The sequence below is a fragment of the Rothia sp. HMSC071B01 genome (assembly GCF_001808945.1).
In the GTDB taxonomy this organism is placed as follows: domain Bacteria; phylum Actinomycetota; class Actinomycetes; order Actinomycetales; family Micrococcaceae; genus Rothia.
This window is the reverse complement of record NZ_KV795070.1, coordinates 129763-152092: the sequence shown is the minus strand read 5'-3', so window position 1 is coordinate 152092 and position 22330 is coordinate 129763. Positions and strand designations below refer to the sequence as shown.

Annotated in this window: 14 protein-coding genes; 3 read left to right on the top strand and 11 right to left on the bottom strand. The window is 64.1% G+C overall.

Going from position 1 to position 22330, the window contains the following annotated elements:
- Positions 1-121: 121 nt before the first annotated feature.
- The gene (locus HMPREF2527_RS02265; RefSeq protein ID WP_070506399.1) at positions 122-3436 is read right to left on the bottom strand and encodes a chromosome segregation SMC family protein; all 3315 of its coding nucleotides are present in this window, start codon (positions 3434-3436) and stop codon (positions 122-124) included.
- Positions 3437-3757: 321 nt separating this feature from the next.
- On the opposite strand from HMPREF2527_RS02265, the gene HMPREF2527_RS02260 reads away from it, so the two are divergent.
- From HMPREF2527_RS02260 to HMPREF2527_RS02250, 3 genes are all read left to right on the top strand, one after another.
- A complete protein-coding gene (locus HMPREF2527_RS02260; protein WP_049363034.1) occupies positions 3758-4810 on the top strand; it encodes a 3-oxoacyl-ACP synthase III in 1053 nt (350 codons plus the stop codon).
- A gap of 84 nt (positions 4811-4894) precedes the next feature.
- Positions 4895-7891 (top strand): alpha/beta fold hydrolase, encoded by a 2997-nt coding sequence (locus HMPREF2527_RS02255; RefSeq protein ID WP_070506068.1) that lies wholly within the window; start codon positions 4895-4897, stop codon positions 7889-7891.
- Positions 7892-7924: 33 nt separating this feature from the next.
- Positions 7925-9151 (top strand): NAD-dependent epimerase/dehydratase family protein, encoded by a 1227-nt coding sequence (locus HMPREF2527_RS02250; RefSeq protein WP_070506066.1) that lies wholly within the window; start codon positions 7925-7927, stop codon positions 9149-9151.
- A 185-nt stretch (positions 9152-9336) separates the two neighbouring features.
- Here the strand turns inward: HMPREF2527_RS02250 and mutM are convergent, their stop codons facing one another.
- From mutM to HMPREF2527_RS02200, 10 genes are all read right to left on the bottom strand, one after another.
- Positions 9337-10395, bottom strand: coding sequence for a bifunctional DNA-formamidopyrimidine glycosylase/DNA-(apurinic or apyrimidinic site) lyase (gene mutM / locus HMPREF2527_RS02245; protein ID WP_070506064.1), 1059 nt, complete (start codon positions 10393-10395; stop codon positions 9337-9339).
- Positions 10396-10470: 75 nt separating this feature from the next.
- Positions 10471-11160, bottom strand: coding sequence for a ribonuclease III (gene rnc, locus HMPREF2527_RS02240; protein WP_012903342.1), 690 nt, complete (start codon positions 11158-11160; stop codon positions 10471-10473).
- Between the two features lie 16 nt (positions 11161-11176).
- Positions 11177-11380 (bottom strand): 50S ribosomal protein L32, encoded by a 204-nt coding sequence (rpmF, locus tag HMPREF2527_RS02235; protein ID WP_005505656.1) that lies wholly within the window; start codon positions 11378-11380, stop codon positions 11177-11179.
- Between the two features lie 30 nt (positions 11381-11410).
- On the bottom strand, positions 11411-12019 hold the full coding sequence (locus tag HMPREF2527_RS02230) for a YceD family protein (protein ID WP_012903341.1): 609 nt from the start codon (positions 12017-12019) through the stop codon (positions 11411-11413).
- Between the two features lie 208 nt (positions 12020-12227).
- Positions 12228-12704: a pantetheine-phosphate adenylyltransferase gene (coaD, locus tag HMPREF2527_RS02225; protein ID WP_060824643.1), complete on the bottom strand. Its 477-nt coding sequence runs from the start codon at positions 12702-12704 to the stop codon at positions 12228-12230.
- 105 nt (positions 12705-12809) lie between these two features.
- On the bottom strand, positions 12810-13469 hold the full coding sequence (gene rsmD, locus HMPREF2527_RS02220; RefSeq protein WP_070506062.1) for a 16S rRNA (guanine(966)-N(2))-methyltransferase RsmD: 660 nt from the start codon (positions 13467-13469) through the stop codon (positions 12810-12812).
- Positions 13470-13579: 110 nt separating this feature from the next.
- Positions 13580-17248 (bottom strand): ATP-dependent DNA helicase RecG, encoded by a 3669-nt coding sequence (locus tag HMPREF2527_RS09555; RefSeq protein ID WP_083294446.1) that lies wholly within the window; start codon positions 17246-17248, stop codon positions 13580-13582.
- Complete coding sequence (locus HMPREF2527_RS02210) at positions 17245-18552, bottom strand: DAK2 domain-containing protein (RefSeq protein ID WP_070506060.1); 1308 nt, start codon at positions 18550-18552, stop codon at positions 17245-17247. The genes HMPREF2527_RS09555 and HMPREF2527_RS02210 overlap by 4 nt, the downstream gene beginning before the upstream one ends.
- 262 nt (positions 18553-18814) lie before the next feature.
- Positions 18815-20170, bottom strand: a complete 1356-nt coding sequence (locus tag HMPREF2527_RS02205; protein ID WP_049352805.1) for a thiamine-phosphate kinase — start codon at positions 20168-20170, stop codon at positions 18815-18817.
- Between the two features lie 78 nt (positions 20171-20248).
- Positions 20249-21973 carry a hypothetical protein gene (locus HMPREF2527_RS02200; RefSeq protein WP_246824749.1) on the bottom strand — a complete coding sequence of 575 codons (1725 nt, stop codon included), beginning with the start codon at positions 21971-21973 and terminating at the stop codon, positions 20249-20251.
- Between the last annotated feature and the right edge of the window lie 357 nt (positions 21974-22330).

Sequence of the window (22330 nt, the reverse complement as noted above, 5' to 3'; positions counted from 1 at the left end):
GACATGTGACGTTCGCCAGAGTGGGTGCGCGCACGGGTATGAGGTGGCTCGTCTGGCAAGATTTAGAGGATAGGCAAGCGAGGCTAGGCAGGAGCGCGCAGGTTGAGGGGCGCGCGGCGAGCTACAGCAGCTCGCGCAGCTCCTCCATCTGCTGAGAAAGCACCGTCGACACGCCACCGCGCATCGACACCCCGTACAGGGTCTCCGCAATCTGCATCGTGCGCTTCTGATGCGTAATCACAATCAGCTGCGAACGCTCCCCCAGCTCACCAATCACCTGCAGCAGGCGCGAGAGGTTGCGGTCATCCAGTGCCGCCTCAACCTCGTCCAGGGCGTAGAACGGCGAAGGGCGAGACATATAAATCGCGATCAACAGCGCCAACGAAGCGAGCGAACGCTCACCGCCAGACAGCAGCGACAGGCGCTTAACCTTCTTACCCGCCGGGCGCGCGTGAATCTCCACACCCGAATTCAACGGATCGGACGGGTCGTCCAGCTCCAGGTGGCCCTCGCCTCCCGGGAAGAGGGTCTCAAAGATGCGGCGGTAGTGGGTGTTAATGTCCTCCAGCGCGGCGGTGAACACCTCCGCAATGTGGCTGCTGACCTCGTCCATGACCGTGTTCAGGTCGCGGCGGGTCGCCTTCAAATCCTCAATCTGCTGATTCAGGTAGGCGTGGCGTTCCGAAAGCGCCTCGTACTCCTCCAACGCCAGCGGGTTAATGGCGCCCAGCGCATCCAGTTCGGCGCGGGTCGCCTTGAGGCGAGCGCGCACGCTCTCGGTGGAAGCTTCGGTAGTCTCTGATGCCGTTTCGGCAGCAGCATTTTCGGGAGCGTCGTTTTCGGAGGCAGCATTTTCGGAAGCCTCATCTGCGGGCACGTCAACCGGCAGCTGCTCGGAGTACTCTTCCTCCAGCTGCTCCAGGGTCAAACCGGTCACTAGGCGGGCACGCTCAGCCAGCGCCTGTACGCGCTCCTGCACGCGTGCCGCCTCCGTCTGGGTGCGCGCCAGCAGGGTCAGCGCCGCCGCGTGCGCCGCCTGTAGGTCCTGCACCTCATCGTTCGTGCCGGTCAGGCCCTCCTGGGCGTTCTTCAGGTCGGTGCTCAGCTCGTGCAGCTGCTGCTCGCGCTCGCTCACCTGCTCGGCAAGTACCTCACCCAGGCGATGGGCGCGGCGCTCAATTGTTGCAGCAGGAGCCTGCTCCCCCGTGCCCGCCAGGTAGGTGTCCTCGCGGGTGCGCGCCGATTCGTAGGCGACGCGCGCCTGCGCCACGGATTCCTCCGCGGCGGTGAGGCGCTCGTTCAGGCGGGCGCGCTCATTCTGAATGTTCTGCGCGGAGGCTTCCAGGGACTCCGCCTGGGCGCGGGCGCGGGCATGCTCGGCGCTCGCCACACCCGCCGCCTTCGCCGCCTCGCGTTCTGCTTCGACCGCCGATTCTGCCGCGGTCTGAGCCTGCTGAACGGCCTGTTCGGCTTCGTCCAGTTCGGCGCGAGTGCGGGTCACGACCTGGGAGGCAGCGCGGTATGCGGCGGCAAGTTCCAGGGGGCTGGCTCCCTCAGCCGGGTAGAGCAGGCTGTAGCGGGTGTGCTCGGTGCCTGCGGGGTCAAAAATACGCCAGATAGTGCGCTGACCTGCGAGGGTATTCTCTGCAAGCAGGTGCAGGGCTTGCTCTGCGGAGGCGGCATCCGGCGCGAACAGCACGCCCGCCAGGCGCTCACCCAGCGCCGCGGTGACGCGTGCCAGGGCGTGCTCGTCAATGCCGGCGAGCGCGGCGGCATCCTCGCTGAGCGGTTCAATCATCTCGGTGGCCGGGCGGATACCCAGCTCGCGCAGCTCGGCGGCGCAGGATTCGGGCAGGGTGGTTTCGGGCAGTTCTGTTGAAGGTTCCTTCGCGGCAGATTCGTTACTTTCATCACCCTTATCACCGCGCAACTGCGACACCTCGGCGCCCTCAGCCGGCACGCTCAACGCCGCGGTCGCCAGCGAGGTCAGCGCAGCAGACGCCGCACGCGCATACTCGGGGTCAATCTGCACGGCATCCAGCACGCGCAGCAGGCTCGCACCCTCGCTCGAAGAATCCATGAGCTCACCGGTCTCGGGATCGAACACCGCCTCGGCAGATTCAGCGTCCAGTTCGGCGGGTTCCTCGCCCAGGCTCTGGCCCAGCGCCTCACGCAGGGTTGCGGCACGCTCAGCCGCCGCCGCGTAGGCGCGGGTCGCCTCCACCGCAGCAGCGCGGGCGGCATCCAGCTGGGCCTGCGCGCGGGCACGAGACTGCGCCGCTTCACCCGAGGCGCGCTCAGTCTGCGCAACCTCGGATGCCGCCTTCTCAACGTTCTTCAGCGCCGCATTGTAGCGTTCCTCAAAGCTGGCGTAGCTTTCCACCGCGCGCTCTGCCTCTTCGCGGCGTTCCTCCAGCAGTTCCAGGGCGCGTTCGTATCCGGCGCGGGCGGCGGCGGTCGCCTCGGTCAGCTCCACACGGTAGGTGCGCACGCGCTCGGCGGCGATGGATTGCACGGTGCGCACGCGCGCGGCGGACTCGCGCAGGGTCGACACGGCCTTCTGGCAGGCGGTGACCTCGGCGTTCAGGCGGTTCTGCTCCTGCTGATGCTTCGCGGACGCTGTACGTGCCGCCTCCAGTTGTTCTTTCAGGGTTTCGGCGCGGCGGGTACCTTCCGCCTCGGAGGCGAGAGCCTGCGTCTGCTCAGCCTGCAGAATACCCAGCTGACGGGCCAAAAGTACCGCCTCCAGCTGGCGGATGCGCGCCTGCAGCTGGCGCGCGGTCGCGGCGGATTCTGCTTGCTCACTCAGCGGCTGCAGCTGCGAATCCAGCTCGGCAACCAGGTCGCTCAGGCGGGTAACGTTCGATGCCACAGATTCCAGCTTGCGGCTGGTCTTCTCCTGGCGGCGGCGGTACTTGACCACGCCCGCTGCCTGCTCAATCATGTCGCGGCGCTGCTGCGCGGTGGCGTGCAGGACCGCATCCAGCTGCCCCTGGCCGACGAGCACGTGCATCTGCTGACCCAGACCCGCCTCCGAGAGCAGGTCCTGAATGTCGGCAAGGCGCGCCGGGGAGCCGTTAATCTCGTACTCGCTGCCGCCGGAGCGGAACATGGTGCGCGAAATCTGCACCCGATCAGCGGGAATGCTGAGGGTGCCATCAGAATTATCGAAAGTCAGGGTGACTTTGGCGCGGCCCAGGGGTGCACGCTGGGCGCCGTCGCCCGAACCAGCCTCGCCGGAGCCCGCGAAGATAACGTCCTTCATGCTGCCGCCGCGCAGGCTCTTAGCGCCCTGCTCGCCCATAACCCAGGCGAGCGCATCCAGCACATTGGATTTGCCGGAGCCGTTGGGTCCGACCACCGCGTTAATGCCGGGGGTGAACTCAAAAGTGGTTGCGGAGGCGAAAGACTTGAACCCGCGCAGGGTCAGCGACATCAGGTGCACAAGGGGCCTTTCTGCAGAAGAACTGGTGTGTGCCGGGCACGTTCTGTGGTGCGTGGCGGCATCCCTCTAGTGTACGCGGTGCGGCGGGCGGGCGGCGTGAACGTGCACGGGATGAAGGGGGTTCAAAGTTCCTCATTGTGCATCATCTTACGCGCGGGGTGAACGGGGGCGTTCATATTGGGTCTACGGATACGGGTTCGCCCGACCGGTGCGGTAGATTGGAATGAGCATCACAAATTCTGCGGGGCCGCTGTGCGCATCCCCGCCGTCTTTGTATCCCACTGACTTCTATTTACAAGGGCCACACCATTGATGAATGCATCCGCCGATAAGGTCGGCACAAACTCTGACATTCGCCACGCTAACGCAGCTCTGCTGTCTATTACCCATGAGCTGCCTCCGGAGGTCGTCACGAGCGACTACTTCGATGAGCAGCTGGCCCAAACCTACAAGCGTCTGCGCATGCCGAAGGGCCTGCTGGAGCGTCTTGCCGGTATTAGCACTCGCCGCGGTTGGGCTGAGGGCCAGACCTTCGAGGACGGCGTTGTTGCCGCAGCCGAGAAGGCTATCGAGCAGGCGGGTATTGACCGCTCCCAGATTGGCCTGCTGATTAACGCTTCGGTGACTCGCGATAACTTTGAGCCCGCCGTTTCGGTGGGTGTGCACGACCGTCTGGAGCTGCCGCGTCACGCCCTGAACTTCGATATTACGAACGCCTGCCTGGGCTTTGTGAACGCGATGACTGTCGCCTCCACCATGATTGATGCGGGCGCTATCGACTACGCTCTGATTGTCGCTGGCGAGGACCCCTCCCCGTGGCACCGTACCGCGGTGCGCATCCTGAACAACCCCGATTCGACCCGCGAGGATGTGCTGGCTCAGTTTGCGACCCTGACCCTCGGTTCGGGCGCGGCGGCGGCTGTGATTGGCCGTGCTGACCGCCACCCGGAGGGTCACCGCATCGTCGGTTCGGTGTCCCGCGCGGGCACTGAGCACCGTAACCTGTGCATCGGTGGCGAGGCGGATCAGGGCATGAACACTGACGCTGAGGGCCTGCTCAAGCACGGTCTGGAGCTGGTGGCGCAGGCGTGGGAGCAGGCGCATCAGGACGGCTGGGAGTGGAACGATATGACCTCCTACGTGACCCATCAGATTTCTAACGCCCACACAAACGCCATTATTGAGGCGGTCGGTATTGAGCGTGAGCGCATCCCCTTGACCTTCCCGAAGTGGGGCAATGTGGCTGCGGCGGCTCTGCCGATGACTCTCGCCGAGTGCGCGCCGACCTACACGAAGGGCGACCGTATTCTGTGCATGGGTGTGGGTTCTGGCCTGAACACTGCCCTGCTTGAGATTCAGTGGTAACCCGTTAGCCAGCAGCCCTTAGCCGGCAGCCCTTAACCTCTGTGCGGTAGACATTCACCGATTCGATCCGGAAGGATTCCCAGCATGCGCCATTTGAACTTCCCTAAGGCTCAGCCCCCGTATAACCCGGAGGAATGGGCGGGCGTGAACCCGCGCTACTCCCACCTTCTGGAGGTGCCCACCACCGCCCCCATTGAGCAGCGGGCGCAGCAGGCTGGCGCGCGCCGCTGGCACTACCTGGATAACCTTCCGGTGCTGGTCGAGCAGGGTTTGGAGCCGATTGGCACGATCCTGTGCGTGCACGGTAACCCGACCTGGTCGTACCTGTGGCGTACCGTGCTGGATGCGGGCGTGAATGAGCGCGCCCCGTGGCGTGTGGTTGCGGTTGATCAGATTGATATGGGTTATTCGGAGCGCACCCACCTGGATTTGGAGGGTGAGCGCCGCTCCCTGACCGACCGTATCGCTGACCTGGGTGATTTCACGAAGACGCTCGGCCTGGATGAGACCGATAAGCCGCTCGTGACTCTCGCCCATGACTGGGGTGGACTGGTGTCCTTTGGTTGGGCGCTGGAGCATCGTGAGATTCTTTCGGGCGTGATGCTGACGAACACCGCGGTCTACCATGACGGCATTGAGAATATCCCTGCCGCTCTGCGCCTGGCGTTGGGTGTGCACGAGTGGGGTACTCACGATTCGACCGCGTTTATTGATGTGACCTTGGGTTTGGCTCAGAATGAGGGTCGCCTGCCCGCGCCGGGTTCTGCCGGTGCCGGGGCGCTTGATGGTGCCCTGCCGCAGCCGGTGGGTCAGCAGCCCAAGCGCCTGTACCCGAGCCCTCTGAACGAGGCGATTTACCGTACGTACCGTGCGCCGTACGCTCATTCGGCGTGGCGTGAGGGTGTGCGTAATTTTGTGGGCGATATTCCGACCGGTGCCGATGTTCCGTCCTATACGCCGATGCAGCGTATTGCCGAGCAGATCCGTGGCCTGGACGTGCCCGCGTTCTTCCAGTGGGGCACGAAGGACCCGGTGTTCCAGCGCCGCTACCTGTTCGACCTGATGGAGCGCATGCCGCAGGCGAAGGTGCACCGCTACGAGAAGGCCTCGCACCTGGTCATTGAGGATTATGACATTGCCACCCCCATGATTTCGTGGCTTGCGCAGACTTTCGGCACGCTGGAGGATGGCGCTCTGGTGCCCCCGCACAACGTTGAGGCGGAGCATCGTGCCGCCCGCGCACGCCGCCACGGTCTGACTGCCGGCGAGGGCGCTACCGCTGAGGGTGCTGTTCCCGCGGCGTTCCGCCCCATGCTCGCAGCCCTCACCGAACGCGCCGACGACGCCTCCACCGCCGTGGTGGACATGGACCCCAAGGGCGACGGCACCTCCGTTTCTGTGACCCTGACCTGGGCTGAGCTGAACCAGCAGGTCAACGCCGCCGCGACCCGCCTGCACGCCCTGGGTGTGCGTCCGGGCGACCGTGTGAACCTGATGGTGCCTCCGGGTGCCCGCCTGACCACCCTGATTTACGCCTGCATGAAGCTGGGCGCTGTCATTGTGGTGGCTGATACCGGTCTGGGTATTCCGGGTCTGACTCGCGCGTTGAAGGGCGCTAACCCGAGCTTCCTGGTGGGTATTCCCGCCGCGCTCAGTGCCGCCCGTACCCTGCTGTGGCCGGGTGTGCGTATTTCTGTGGAGCCGCTGGGTTCGGTGCAGGAGAAGCTGTTGGGCGTTGCCGGTTCGGTGTTTACCGCGCCCGCCGCTGACGGTACTCCGGGTGCGCCGGTGCCCACCCCGACCGTGGTGGAGTTCCCCTCCCCCGTGCCGGATGCTGATGCGGCGGTGCTATACACGTCCGGTTCGACCGGCCCGGCTAAGGGTGTGGTGTACACGCAGCGTCAGCTGGCGGGTATGCGCGATGCCATTGCGAATACGTACGGTTTTGCGCCCGGTAGCGGTCTGGTGGCTGGCTTCGCGCCGTTTGCACTGTTGGGCCCGGCACTGGGTGCTACCAGCGTGACCCCGACGATGGATGTGACCCGCCCGAAGACCCTGACGGCTTCGGCATTGGCGTCGGCTGCGGCGGCTATTGATGCGTCGGTCGTGTTCGCTTCCCCCGCCGCCCTGGTAAATGTGGTGGCGACCGCCGATGAGCTGAACGCTGAGCAGCGTGCGGCGTTGGCTAAGGTTCAGACCGTGCTGAGTGCTGGCGCGCCGATTCCCGTGCCGCTGCTGGAGGCGCTCTCCGCCCTGGTGCCGAACGCCTCCCTGCACACCCCGTACGGTATGACCGAGGGTCTGCCGGTGACCGATGTGTCTTTCGAGATGATTCGCCAGGCGATTGCTGAGGGCACCCCGAATGCTGCCGGTGAGGTGCTTGACCCGTTCGCCCGTGACGGCGTGTGCGTTGGTTTCGCGGTGTACGGTGCGGCGGTGGCTATTGCGCCGCTGCTGCAGGACGGTTCGGTCGCGGATGAGCTAACCCATGAGCCGGGTGTGACCGGTGAGATTCTGGTGTCGGCGCCGCATGTGAAGGACCGCTACGACACCCTGTGGGTGACTGAGGAGCAGTCCATTAGCACTCCGGGTTGGCATCATACCGGTGACGTCGGACACCTGGATGCTTCGGGTCGCCTGTGGGTTGAGGGCCGCCTCGCGCACGTGCTGCTGACTTCGCAGGGCGTGCTGACCCCGGTTGCGGCTGAGCAGTCCGCCGAGTCCCTGCCGGAGGTGCGCCGCGCCGCCCTGGTGGCGGTGGGTCCTGCCGGTACTGCGGCACCGGTGCTGGTCATTGAGGCGTCCGCAAATACCGCCGCGTTGGAGGCGCGCCAGTCGGCGTCGGGCCTCAAGCGTGCCCTGCTCGATCGCGTGCCCGGCGCTCGCCGCTTCCCCATTGCGGAGGGTGTGGCGCCCTTCGAGCTGTCGCAGCTGGTGCGCCAGAAGGTTGCCAAGGATACCGGCGTGGAGCTTGCCGCGGTGCTGGTGGTGCACGAGCATCCGACCGATATTCGCCATAATTCGAAGATTGACCGCCCCGCCCTGGGTGAGTGGGCGTCGAAGGTCCTTGCGGGGGCGTAAGCGCCTGCCGGATCCCTAAGTCTAAGGAGTATGATGTCCCCTCATTCTTCGTGTGAGTCCTCTTCCCACGAGCCCGCACCCCGCCTGTCGACTGCGCATGCGGTGACCTCCCCGACGGCTCGGTTCCGCAAGCCTGCGCAGCCGCTGGCGGCGCGCTACACCGACCCCGCCCCGCGTTCGCTGCGCCCGATTGAGGAGCCCGATTTCGCGCCGCGTATTGGCGAGCGCATCCTCTTTACCGGTGCCAGCGGTCTGCTGGGTCGTGAGAGCGTGCTGGCGTTGCTGCGTGCCGGCTATGATGTGCGCGTTTTTCAGCGTGGCGACTCGGGCATTGCGGCCCTGCTACCCGATTCGATTCGCCCGCGTTTTGAGCAGGTGCGCGGCGATATTACGAACGCGCAGGCTGTGGATCTGGCGATGACCGGTGTCAACGGCGTGGTGCATGCCGCGGCGAAGGTGTCGGTCAGCGGCGAGTGGGCTGATTATGAGCGCATCAACATTGAGGGCACCCGCACCCTGTTGCAGGCGGCATTGAACCATTCGGTGGGTTCGTTCCTGTACATTTCCTCGCCGTCGGTGGCTCATGCCGGCGCGGCAATTGTGGGTGATGGTGCCGGCGTAGCATCCCCGGAGCATGCGCGCGGTAACTATGCGCGTTCGAAGGCTGCCGCTGAGCTCTTGGCTCTGGAGGCGAACGGCACTGCCCTGCCCGGTGGCGGGGTTTTGCGTGTGGGTGCGTTGCGTCCTCACCTGATGTGGGGTCCGGGCGATACCCAGCTGGTCGAGCGTATTCTGGAGCGTTCCGCCGCGGGCCGTCTGCCGCTGCTCTCTGGCGGTACGGGCCTGATTGACACGCTCTACATTGATAACGCCGCGGATGCCGTGGTGCGCGGATATCAGCGCCTCGACGCTTTTGCGGGCCGGGCGCTGGTGGTGACGAACGGTCAGCCGCGCACTATCGCTGAGCTACTCGGTGGTTTCTGTGAGGCGGTGGGCGTTCCCGCCCCGCGTTTCTCGGTTCCGGCGAAGGTTGCCGCCCTGGCGGGTAAGGTCATTGAGCGCGTCTGGGAACGTCTGCCGAAGAACGTGACTGCCGGTGATGAGCCGCCGATGACGGAGTTCCTCGCGGAGCAGCTGTCGACCGCGCACTGGTTTGATCAGCGCCGCACCCGTGAGCTTCTGCAGTGGGAGCCCTCCGTGTCGATTGAGGAAGGCTACGAGCGTCTGGGCTTGTTCTACGGGGATAGGTACAGCCGCTAGTTGCTTCTTTTCGGGATGGCTTTCGGGTTGACTCCCTCGCCCCCCCCCGGTTTATACAACTGAGGTTTAAACGAATGACGGCGTAGCTACATCCCCCGTATGGGAGGAACGTAGCTACGCCGTCATTCGCATATCTAGCGTGAGCTTGTGCCTATCGTAAGCCTTTACCTAGCGTAAGCCTTTACCTAGCGAGAACGCGGCGCCCGCTGGCAGTGCGGGCAACGATAGGACGAACGGTTCTGGAAGGGCTCACGCACCATCAGGGAGGTGCGGCCCGCCTCCGCGCAACGGTGGCAAGGCTCCCCGGCACGACCGTAGGCGTTCAGCGAGCGCTCAAAGTAGCCAGACTCCCCCAGCACGTTCACGTACAGGGCGTCGAAGCTCGTGCCGCCCGCCGCCAGGGACTCGCGCAGCACCTGCGTGACCGCATCCAGCAGCTCGCGGGTTTGGGCAGCGCTGAGGGTGCGTGCGGGCTTCGCATAGTGTAGCCGCGCGCGCCACAGCGCCTCGTCGGCGTAGATATTGCCCACGCCGGAGATCACCGACTGGTCCAGCAGCACCTTCTTAATGCCGCTGGAGGTGCGCAGGAACTTGCGACGCACCGCTGCGGGGTCGAAGAACTCATCCAGCGGGTCGCGGGCAATGTGCTTGACCGCCTCCGGTACTAGAAAACGCTCAGGTACTTCGCTCTGCCCCATTTCATCGGGCGCTGCTTCATTCGCTGCAACCGTTGCGGGTACGTCCGGTACCAGCGGGCTGAGGAACATGCCGCCGAAGATGCGCTGATCCACGAAGAGCAACCGCTGCCCGGTGCTTGCCCGGTTGGTGCTCGCCGCGCCACCGGTAGCTCCCGCAGCGCTGGTAGCTCCCGCCGGTCCTAGTTCGAGCGCCACGCGCAGGTGCCGCGGCTGCTCATCAAAGGCCGCGCGCGCCTCAGATTCACTATCCGATTCGCCACCCGGTTCATCGCGCACGAGCAGCTGACCGCTCATGCCCAGATGCACCACGAGCGCCTCATCGGCAAGCGTGCCGTCCGCCTCGCTCAGGGTCAGCCACAGGTACTTGCCGCGGCGGTAGGCACCGCGCAGCGCCCTGCCGGTGAGTGCCGCCTCAAAGTGGGCGGGACCGGGCAGGTGCCTGCGCAGCGAACGGGCGTCGACCACGCGCACCGCCTGCACGGGCCGACCCAACGAATGGTCGGCTAGACCTGCGCGAACGGTTTCCACCTCGGGTAGTTCGGGCATGATTCCCTCCAATCAGCGGGGCTGCAGAATCAAGAACCCGCAGAGCTAACAGACCTGCAGGATGCTTGAATGAGCCTAAACCAGAACGCGGTACGCCTGCTCAGCGGCAAGGCGCTCCGCCTCCTTCTTGCTCGGACCCACACCGGTACCGGCCTGCTGGTTCGCCACAATAGCAACCGCAGTGTACACGCGCGCGTGATCGGGTCCCTCGCCGGTCACCTCGTAGCGCACGTCTCCCCAACCACGGGCGGTGGCGAGGTTCAGCAGCTCGGTCTTCCAGTCGCGTCCAGAGTTCAGGACCTTCTCATCATCGAGCAGCGGCGCAATCAGGCGCAGCACCAGGTCACGAGCCGCCTCGCGACCGCACTCCAGGTAGGTCAGGCCAAAAATTGCTTCCATGGTGTCGGCAAGGATCGAGTCCTTATCGGCGCCGCCGGTGTGAATCTCGCCCTTACCGAGCAGGATGTACCTGCCCAGGTCCAGGTCGCGTGCCACCTTCGCCAACGCCACCGTAGACACCACCACGTGGTGCAGCTTCACGAGCTCACCCTCGGGCAGGTCGGGGTAGCGTCGGTACACTTCTTCAGCGATCGCCAGGGAAAGCACCGAATCGCCCAGGAACTCCAGGCGCTCGTTATGCTCCACTCCGGGGTTCTCGAAGGCGTAGGAGCGGTGGGTTAGGGATAGCAAAAACGTCTCGGCGTCGATATCGACTCCGAGACGTTTACGCAACTCCCTAGTATCAACACTAGGAAATTCAGTCATAAGGATTCACCGCTTCTTAGGCGTCTGCAACCTTACGGCCCTTGTACTCCAGGAACAGGGCGTTGCCTGCAGCGTCGGTTACAACCTTTGCCTGGTGGGGCAGGCTGTAGGTCACTCGACCGTTTTCAACGGTCTTAACCAGCTGGGGCACGGATGCCTTCCACTGGGAACGGCGTGCGCGGGTGTTAGCGCGGGACATCTTGCGCTTGGGAACAGCCACAGCTATCTCACAATCTCTAGTAACAACAATTTAGTTTTCGGTATCTGCACCGAGCAGGCCCTGTAGGGCCGACCAGCGCGGATCCAACACCTCGTGATGATGCCCGGGGTCATCCTCCAGGCGCGCACCGCAATCGGCGCACAGACCCTGGCAGGTGTCCCTACAAACAGGCTGGAACGGCAGTTGAAGGATTACTGCGTCCCGCAGAGCCGGTTCAAGGTCGATGGAATCATCCTCAACGGCGTACTGCTCATCTACTTCGTCTTCGGGGCCGCCAGCCGGGGCCTTCTCAAAGACGAAAAGCTCTTGAATATTGGCCGACATCTCGTAATCAATCGGATCCAAGCAGAGGCTACACTCGCCGTGTACATCCACAACGACGGAGCCGGTTACTAGGATACCATCAACAACAGACTCCATACGAATATCGAGGTCAATATCCGAACCCTCTTCCACGCCGATGAGCGTGTTACCCAGGTCTGCCGGTGCGGGCAGAACCTCAGTGAGAGTTTCCATGGTGCCGGGGCGGTGAATCAGGTTAGTGACTGATACAACCAGCGGCGATGCGTCTGCACGTGAAATGGCGTTTCTCCTTACGAAATGTATAAACCAAAGTCCCATTTTAGGGGTCATTCGCACCGTTAATCAAGATTAAGCGCCTTTTAAATCTCTTTAAGTGGCGCTCACCTCTTAAATATCCCCTTAAGGAGACACCGCGCGGCACTTAATCGGCCGGTCGGGGCTACTACTGGGGGACTTAAGTGCCCGGTCGGGGGTACAGTTTGCTGCGCCGTGTGCGTGGTCGGGCGTGCCGGGTGGGTGCGCCCCGGGTGCGCGCCCGGGTCGGCTAGGCGTTTTTTAGGGCGCGGGCAACCGCCTCCGGCACGAAGGGAGTCACGTCACCACCCAGCGACGCCACCTCACGAATAATCGTGGACGACACCGCACCGTAGCGGTCCTCACCCGCCAAGAACACCGTCTCAACCTGCGCCAGGTGGCGGTTCATGCTCGCCATCGGAGCCTCATAGCTGTAGTCCGTCGCCGAACGCAGACCCTTCACCAGCACCTTCGCGCCACGCTCCGCCGCGTACTCGGCAAGCAGCACGCCCGGCGGAATCGGCTCCACGCTCACGCCCTCAATACCGAGCTCCTGCAGAGACTCACGCACCAGCTGCACGCGCTCCTCCAGGGAGAAGCGGTACTTCTTGGAGCTATTGTGCGCCACGCCCACAATCACCTCATCAAAGAGCTGAGCGGCGCGGGCAATGATTTCAAGGTGGCCGTGGTGTACGGGGTCAAAAGATCCGGGGCAGAGGGCAATCATGGCGGTCCCTTCACGAATAAATATCAGACGTTGGAATGAGTAGATGCGGGCGAATTTAGGATGCGGGTGAGCGCAGGCTGGGGGCAGAAAGGTCGGGCGGCGATTTTAGGCGGCGAGCTCTTCAGCGTCCTCGCCAGATTCGTTGCCGAACTCGTCGCCCGCCTGCTCCTCCACCTCGTCAGGCTCCACATAGTAGAGAGCCGTCTCGCCGTGCTGACGGGTCGAAAAACAGTACAGGCCCTCGCCCCACACCGGCTCCGCATCGCGCGAAGAACGCTCCACCACGACCACGGCACCCTCGGCAAGCTTGGGGGTGAGCGCCTCCAGCAGCTCACTGACCTGCTCATTCGGCATGGCGTAGGGCGGGTCAACAAACACCAGATCCCACGGCCCGGAGGCGGACTTCACGTAGGTCAGCGCCTGAGACTGCTGCACGCGCGCCGCAGAACCGGTAGCACCAGAAGAACCGGTGCCGGTGCGGCCCATCGCCTTCTCCACCGCGGCAACGTTCTTACGAATCACCGCAACAGCCTTCGGGTAGGTATCCAGCAGAGTCACGGAGGCGGCACCGCGTGAGAGCGCCTCGCAACCCAGCGCACCCGAGCCGCCGAAAGCGTCCAGCACGCGGGCGCCACGAATAATGTCGTAGCTCTCCAACTTGGAGAAGAGGGATTCCTTCACCCGGTCGGTGGTCGGGCGAGTATTATCCCCCGGAACCGAAGCAAGGCGAACGCCTCCGGCAGCACCGGAAATAATACGGCTCATAGGGTCTCTCCTCTGAAGTAGTTAACAGCTAGGTAGCTGCGGTTTTGGTAAGCGATGGGCGGGGCGGGCTGGTGAGCAAGGCGGGCAGAGCACTCACCCCTGCCGGGTACTTATCCCCTGCCGAGAAACGCCTCACGGTCAGCGTCCAGGGCACGGTCAATCGTACGCGCCAAAGACGGATGCTTAGCCAGCGTCGGGTCCTTCTCCACCACCGAGCGGGCATCCTCGCGAGCACGCTCAATAATGTCGGCATCGGCGAGCGCCCGCAAGAACCGCAGGGTGCTCTTCGAGCCCGATTGTGCAGCACCCAGAATATCACCCTCGCGGCGCTGCGCCAGGTCGATGCGGGAAAGCTCAAAGCCGTCCGTGGTGGAGGCGACCGCATCCAGGCGCTCGCGGGACACGCCACCCTCCTCCTGGCGGGTCACCAGCAGGCAGGTGCCCGCGTAGCCGCCGCGACCCACACGACCGCGCAGCTGGTGCAGGCCCGAGATGCCGAAACGGTCGGCATCCATGATGATCATGAGCGTGGCGTTCGGGACGTTCACGCCCACCTCAATGACGGTGGTGCTGATGAGCAGGTCAATCTCACCGCGCTCGAAAGCGGTCATGACGGCGGTCTTCTCCGCCGGGTCCATGCGGCCGTGCAGGGTGCCGATACGCACGCCGACGAGGGCGTCCTCAGCGCTCAGGTACGAGTACATTGAGGCGACCGAGGTCAATTGAACCTTGCCGTCGCTACTGGCGCTACCGCCCTGCCCGAAATAGCCCTGGGCAGAGTTGCCCGCGCCCGCACCCGCACCGTTCAGGCTGGATGCGCCAAAGAACGCGGCGCCTTCCTCCATGCCGTCGCCATCCTCCCCGATTTTGGGTACGACAACATACACCTGGTGGCCCGCATCGATTTCTTCGCGGGCGCGCCTCCACAGCCGGGACGCCCAGGCGGGCTTCTCGGCGAGGGGCACCACGTGCGTTGAAATTTTCTGGCGACCGGCGGGCAGGGTGTCCAGCACGGACACGTCCAGGTCACCGAACACGGTCATGGCGACGGTACGCGGAATGGGCGTTGCGGTCATGACCAGGCGGTGCGGCAGGGCGCCGTCGGTGCCGCGCAGACCGTCGCGCTGTTCCACGCCGAAGCGGTGCTGCTCGTCCACGACGACCAGGCCCAGGTCGTGGAAGCTCACCTCATCGGAAAGCAGGGCGTGGGTGCCGATCACGATCTGGGCGGTGCCGTCGGCGAGCTCCTGCAGTACCTTGCGCTTGGCGCGGGTACCCATGGAGGCGGTCAGCAGGCGCACGCGCACACGGCGGGGTTCATCCCCGCTCCCCGCGGGGATTCCCTCGGCGGAACCGGCGGCAGAATCATCAGCGTCAGAGTCTTCGGGCGCCGCCATATCCCCCAGGATGTCCAGCACCGAACGCAAATGCTGCTCGGCAAGCACCTCGGTCGGGGCGAGCATCGCGGACTGGCCACCCGCATCGGCAACCTGCAGCATGGCGCGCAGAGCCACCACGGTCTTACCGGAACCCACATCACCTTGCAGCAGGCGGTTCATGGGCGATTCACTCGACAAATCCGCGGCAATCTCAGCGCCCACCTTCTGCTGCCCCTCGGTCAGCTCGTAGGGCAGAACCTGAAGCAGTCGATCGGCGAGGCCGCCCTCCACGGCGGGGCGCGGCTGGGTCAGGTGCGCGGCACGCACCGAATGCAGGCGGGCGAGCGCGCTCTGCAGCACGAACGCCTCGCGGTAACGCATCTGCGCCTGCGCGGCACGCCAAGTGTCCTCCGAGTCGGGGGTGTGCAGGGCGCGGTACGTCCACTCCAGCGAGGGTACCTTACGGGCGCGACGAATCGTGTAGGGTACCGGGTCTTCGAGTTCTTTGAGCGGCACCTTTTCGAGCAGCTGCGTCATGTAGCCGCTAATGCGGTCGGTGGGCAGCTTCACGGGGGCACGGTAGACGGGCACGGGGGCGGTGGCGGCGTCGGTAACGTCCGCGCCGGAAGCATCCTTTGAGAGCAGAGCGTAGTGCGGGTTGGTGAGGGTGTATTCGCCGCGGTAGATGCCGACCCTGCCGGAGAACATCATGGTTTCACCCTCGCGGATTTCGCGGGCGGCGGTCCAGGCGTTGAAGAAGGAAAGCTTCATCTGCGAGCCGATGAGCGCGCCGGGGGTCGCGCTAGGGCTGGGTGCGGGCACGCCAAAGAGGCCTCCCTGCGCGAAACTATCCTGCGCAAAACTGTCCTGCGCGAACGAATCTTGGCCGTAGCTATCTGCGTAGCCGCTGTAGGAGGCGGGTTGCGCTCCCCTGCCCTGTGCCGGGTTCTGTGCCGCGGGGTTTTGAGCGCGGGGAATCTGGGCACCTGGGTTCTGTGTGGAGTTAGCGAGCGCGTTAATGCGCGGGTTGTGCATCCCGGTTGCCTGCCAGCTCTGCGCGGGCACGCCGGATACTCTGGATACGCTGGATGCGCCGGATGCGCCGGGGCGGTTAGCGCGCCCTGGCACCACGGATACAGGACCACCAGCACCGAAGCCAGCGGGTGCGTCCTGCCCGGTGGCGTCGGAAAGCCGGTCGGTGATGGTCACTTCCGTGATTTTGCCGCGGCGCGCCGCCATGGTTCGGGTGCTCACATGCACCACGCGGGCAATGATGGTGACGTCCTGGCCCTCAACGAGTTCGGCGAAGGAGCTGAGTTCACCGCGCGGCAGGTACTTGCGCGGGAAGTATTCGAGCATCTCCCCGACGGTGTGCAGGTCCAGGTGTGTAGCGATTGCCTTGGCACTGGGTGCGGGCAGGTACTTTTTGAGCGGCGCATTTTCGATGCGGTCTTCGGAGGCGTAGCGCGCCAGGGCACGGCTTTTAGCCTCCGCGGCAGCTGATGCGGGTTTATCAGCCGCGACTTTCTCAGCGGTTGCCTTCTTCGCGGAAGCTTTCTGGGCGGGCGCTTTCTTTGCGGGAGCAGTCTTCTTCGCTACAACCTTTTTAGGTGCAGTCTTTTTGGGCGCAGGCTTTTCAGATTCCGCCTGAGGCGTGCTCTTCTTCGGCGCAGGCTTTTTAGCTTCCGCCTCGGGCTCGATCTTCTTCGGCGCATTCTTCTGCGGCGCGCTCTTCTGCTCGCCCCCTTCGCTTGCCTTCGTTACCTTTTGCGGGCGCGCCGAAGTAGCCCGCGCGGCAGTTTTGCTCTCCTGCGGGCTCGGTTCCTTCTGGGCAGGTTCCTTCTGAACTGTTTTCTTCTGCGCTGGCTTCTTCTGGGCGGGTGCTTTCCGTGCAGGTTCCCCGGGCTGATGTACTTCCGGCTGTTTTAAATCCGGCTGAGTAGCCTGCCGCGCCGCCAACGCAATATCGACCAGCTCGTAGAGAGCGTCGTCGGTCATGGTGTGCGCGGCGGGACCCAGCGAATGTTTGAGCGTCTTGAGCGCCTTACGGTAGGGCGCACTGGCGCGCTGTGCCGCGCGTTCGCTCAGCTCGGCGCGGTTCACCTCGCCTCGGGCGTAGGCGGCAAGATCGCGCACGGTCAGCTCGGCGGTGGTGCGGAGCTGCTCATCGCTCAGTAGCGGCGCATCCTTTTTCCGCGGCTGGGCTCGGGTCGCAGAACCGGCACGGGCAGGCTCCACAACCGTTGAATCTACGGGCTCAGAATCTACGGGCTCCCTCTGCGCTGCCTCAATTTTCGCAGGCTTAGTATTTGTCGGCTTAGTTTTGGCGGGAGCAGGCTCAGGAAGCCCCAAGTCCAGGGCTTCCTGCTGCGGGTTCACGGAACGTCGGGCGGGACTCATGCGCCGCCCTCCACACCGCACGCGTGGTCAGCGTGACGACCATCCGCCAGGGAGGAAATACGCTCATCCGACCACTGACCGTAACCCATAATCAGCTCGCGGACGGGGTCAATTTCGGGAACGTGCACGTGCAGCGCCCAGAGTCCAGCCGCCATGTCCAGGGGCGTAATGAGCAGACTGTCACCCATGGCTTCAAGTTCGGGGCGCAGCTGCGCCAGGGCGAGGGGCTCGCAGGTCAGCGTACCCATGAGCTCCCAGCCGGCCTGCCCCGCATGTTCTGCGTGCCCACCTTCTACATGTTCGACAGGTTCAGAGCCAGCCCGCGCCGCATCCACAGCTGAGGGCGCGCGGAGCATAGACTGCACCTGCGCCTCGTTCAGGGTTGCCCCCTCCCAGCGCGGATTGGAGTGCACCACGGCAAGGTAGAAGCCGAGCGCGCCGGCATCCACGAAACCGGCAAGCTCGGGTGAGGGAGGGAACTGCGCGGTACGTTCCAGAGCGGCACGCATCAGCGCACGTCGACGCTCTTTCAGCACCTCGTCAGCAGCTTCTGCGTCCTGCGATGCTTCATAGTGTGCGTCCAGGCGGGCGAGCTCCACCATGACCGACAGCATCGTGGAGGGCACCATCTGCTCCCCCACGCTGGCGCGAATACGCTCAGCCGCGAACGCCATCGCGCGCGCCTCCGCGTGGGCGTACTCCAGCTTCACTTCGCGATGCTTCGGCAGGGAACCGCCAGCCAGCACACGCTCGTAGTCTGCTTCCAGGGTGCGCACGAGCGGCAGCTCATCGGCTGCGTCACCGAGCTCCCGAGCAAGGTTTCCGGGCAGGAACCAGTAGCTACGCACCGCCTCCAGCGCCCAGGCGCAGAGCAGGGTACCCGAGTTGCCGCGCGCCACACGGGATGCGCGCATAATCGCGTGTTCGTAGATGCCACCCAGCTGAATCCACAGGTGGGCGAGGGTTTCCTCTTCGGAGGCGCCCGCCGGCTCGGGCATGTAGGCGCCCTCCCCGCCGGGAATTTCGCCAGCGGGCAGAACCTCACTAGAAAGAATTTCACCGGGCAGAACCTGCTCCATGCCCCGCTCAAACTCCTCGGTCAGGGTCAGCAGGGTGTGGGCAATATTGGAGCCGGTGTCCTTATCGGGCACGGGGAACCCGTTGAGCTCGTTGAGCGCCTCGCGGTAGCGTTCGATGGTGGTGCGGGCGGCTGTGGACCACGCTACACCGAAGCGGTAGGCGCGCACGCAGGCGCGGCGGTAAATCTCGCGTTCTTCGGTGCGCTGGTTCTGTTCTGCGTTCACGCTACCCTCCTCGTCAGTTTCGTCGGTTTCGTCAGTTTCGCGCGGTTCTCGGCTGAGTTTGTGGCTAGTTCCCGACTGATTTCCCGGTTAGTTCCCGGCTAAATCTTAGCGCCCGCGGCACGGGCAGAATCCAACCTATTTCGTACTTCTATTCTAGGTAATTTCGGTTAAATGTACGGTATTGTCCGCTACCTATCCCGCGGAATGAAAGCACAGAGGGAACGCACAAACCGCACGCACCTCACGGCACTCAATCAAGCTCCTACGCGGAAGCTCCGTAGTGTTCCCAGCCCATGCCGTCCAGGGAGCGGCCGTCCATCACGACCGCCGCGCCGGTTACCGTATCATGGCGGCGCTCGGCACCGTAGAGCTCAGCACTCAGACCGCGCTCCGGGGCGTCCGCAACGCAGGTGCCCAGGGGCACGAACTCTTCGGGCACCTCACCGGGGAAGGTCGCCAGCAGACCGTGGTCTTCCCCGCCAACCAGCACGAAGGTGCGCGCCAGGGATGCGGGGCTCTCCCCCGCCTCGGTGCGCTCACCAATCGCCAGCAGCAGGCGCGCCAGCGGTAGCAGCGGCTCGGCGAACGCATCCACGGCGGCGCGGTCGAGGCGCATCTGCACCCCGGAGGCGGCGGCAACTCGCCCAGCGTCCTTGACGAGTCCGTCAGAAAGATCCAGCATGGAGCTTGCCTGATGCTGGCGCGCCACCTCACCGGCGGGGATGGGGCTGACCGGGTGGTGCTGCGAGTCGACGGCGCGCTCGCAAACGGCAAGCATATGCGCGGCGTCTTCGGGGCTGAGGGTGCGGGCGAGCTCGATGAGCCCTTCGGGAAGAGCAACAGCCGAGCCTTCGCCCTGCTTTTCGGCATGCTTTTGAGCCCACGCCCGACTCACCGCGCCCAGCGCCGCCTCAGCATCCTGACCTGCAGCAATGGCACGCAGTAGTGCCGTGGCGGGCAGGGAGAGCGGGTTGAGCAGCAGGCGCAGACCGGCATCGGACCAGGCGGTACGTCCCGCCAGGGCGATAGTGTCGCCGGGGCGTGCGCCGGAGCGCAGCACGGCGCGATCCGTGTAGCCGAGGGCGGTGACGGTCACCGACATTTCGGTGGAGTCGCCAATATCGCCGCCGCCAATCACACATTCGGTGGCTCCGCAGGCGTTGATTCCGTCCACAATGCCGTGGGCGAAGCCGTCAATCCAGCCGTAAGGAGTGCTACCGGGCAGGCTCAAGGAGATGAAGAGGCTCGCCGGGCGCGCACCCATGGCGGCAACGTCGGCGAGGTTCTGGGTCGCGGCTTTGCGCCCCACATCGTAGCCGCTACTGCGGGCGGGGTCCAGAATGAACTCACCGGCCTCACCCGCCCGTGCGATACCACCGGGCCACAGGTTCATGAAGTCTTGGTCCTCAACGAGAGTGTCGGTGGTGACCACGGTACGCTGACCGGGCGCGGGCTCGGCGAGGACGGCACAGTCGTCACCGGGGCCCACCTCGAGGGGTTCGATGCGCCCCGCCTGGCGTGCCGCTGCGGCAACCTGCTCGTTGTGGGCGTTGATAATCGGCATGAAAGCGCGCAGAACGCGGGACTCCCCCAGCTTTGAGAGAGGTGTCTCTCGCATGGGGTTGTCCCGCGTTTCGCTAAAAGTCTGAGGATTCACATCCTCTATTATCGCGTATTCTTACGCGTTATGTTCGCCTTATGCTCCGCGGCTGAAGTAGCGGATTGCCAGAGCAATCAGCACCAGACCGATGAGCGAGAAGAGAATCAGCGGTGCAATACCGGAAAGTCCGGAATCGTCCGCGTCCGCATTCTTCACGGCCTGCTCCTGGGCGGCATTCGCGCCGTCAGCCTTTGCCACGCTCTTTGCGGAGCGGCTGGCGCTAGCCGAGGTGGAGGAGGAGCTGGGCGACTTCGAAGCCGATACCGAGCTTGAGGAGCTCGAGGGGCTTGCCTCATGGGAGTGGTCCTCGTCGGTCTTATTACGCGAGAGGTATCCAGCAACCCAGTCTGCCGCACCGGGGATGGAGTCATTCGAGCCGTTATTGGCTGCGATTCGTCCGAGGGTGGTGCCGCCAGAACGCAACGGATCGTCATCGTCGCCATCAAGCCTGTCGCTCGGTGCCTTGCTCGGTGAAGAGCTCGAAGATCCCGAAGAGGAACTTGAGGAGTCAGAGGAGCTGCCCGGTCGCGGAAGCTCAATGGAGATGACGACATCTTCCCCAGAGATTTCCTTACGGGTGCCGGGGGTGGTCACCGGGTTGTTCGCCGGAGGAATCGGAGCAACAGGTTCGGTCTCAATCGGGGTAACCGACTTGGAGTCCGAGCTGTCCTTGTTATCCTCTACCGGAGCTACGGGAGCTACCGGAATCACGGGGATAACCGCATCCTTGGTCGGCTCGTTAGTCGGATCCTGAACCGGGGCCGGGACTACCGGAACCTGAGAAGGATCCTGGGTGGGTGCCTCAGTCGGTTCCTGAGTCGGCTCGGGAGTTACGTCCTTGGTCGGTTCAGGAGCGGGCACCGGATTCGGTTCCGGAGCGGGGTCCTGGGTCGGCTCCGGGGTCGGTTCGGGAGTTACGTCCTTCGTCGGCTCGGGAGTAGGTTCAGGAGTGGGCTCCGGATTCGGTTCGGGGGTCGGTTCCGGAGTGGGCTCCGGATTCGGTTCGGGAGTCGGATCCTGAGTAGGCTCCGGGGTCGGCTCGGGAGTTACATCCTTCGTCGGCTCGGGAGTAGGTTCAGGGGTAGGCTCTACCGTAGGCTCAGGAGTCGGATCCTGAGTAGGCTCAGGAGTTGCATCCTTGGTGGGTTCTGCGGTGGGCTCCACAGTAGGCGCAACGGTCGGTTCCGGAGTGGGAGCAACAGTAGGTTCTGCCGTCGGCTGGACCGTAGGCTCCGCAGTCGGAGCTACAGTCGGCTCAGCCGTCGGAGTTGCGGTAGGAGCAACACTCGGTTCGGCACTTGCGCTAGGAGCTACGGTCGGCGTAGCGGCACTTGCGCTAGGAGCTACGGTCGGCGTAGCGGTAGGTTCAGCGGTCGCATCCTTAGAGGGCTCTACGCTAGGACTCGCCGTAGCACTCGGGGTTGCGGTAGCACTCGCAGAAGCGGTGGGCTCGGCAGTGGGCTGCGCGGTAGCGTTCGGGATAGGAGTCGCATCCGGGCTGGGCGTAGCACTTGCAGAAGGCTCAGCACTAGCGGTGGGCTGAGCGCTCGAAGAAGCGCTAGGCTGAGCGGTGGGCTCTGCCTGCGCGTTGTCAGTCTTATTGTCCCCCTGTTTATCTCCCTGAGCGGTGGGCCATGCGCTCACGGTTGCGAGCGTGGGTACTGCCGTCTGGGAGGAGGATGCCGCGGTCGCGGCGGGGTCTTGGGTTTGTTCTGCGGTGCCGACAGGGTTCGGCGGAAGCTGTGACGCTGCCTCCTGCACATCTTGAGCAAATGAGGCTACGTATGGACTTCCGGAAGCAACCAGTGCTGTCGCCAGACTCGCAGAGACCACCTTACGGTTTCGTTTTCCCAAAGGTTGTCCTTGACTTTCTGATACGTTGTGAGTGAATAGATACCCAATCGCTAGGGCAGATTGGATATGCCTTCATCTATTCTACCGAATCGACTTTTTCTTCATTACTCATTTTAGCGCTTTCATACCAATCTTTGAGCTTCAAGATGTGCAACGACCATCAACAACATCTTTTCGTTACCTAGAAGCATCATTTCATGCACTTATGAGCAGAATTACGTTTTGCCTTATCAATACCACTTTAAAACTTGCACTCCACTATCC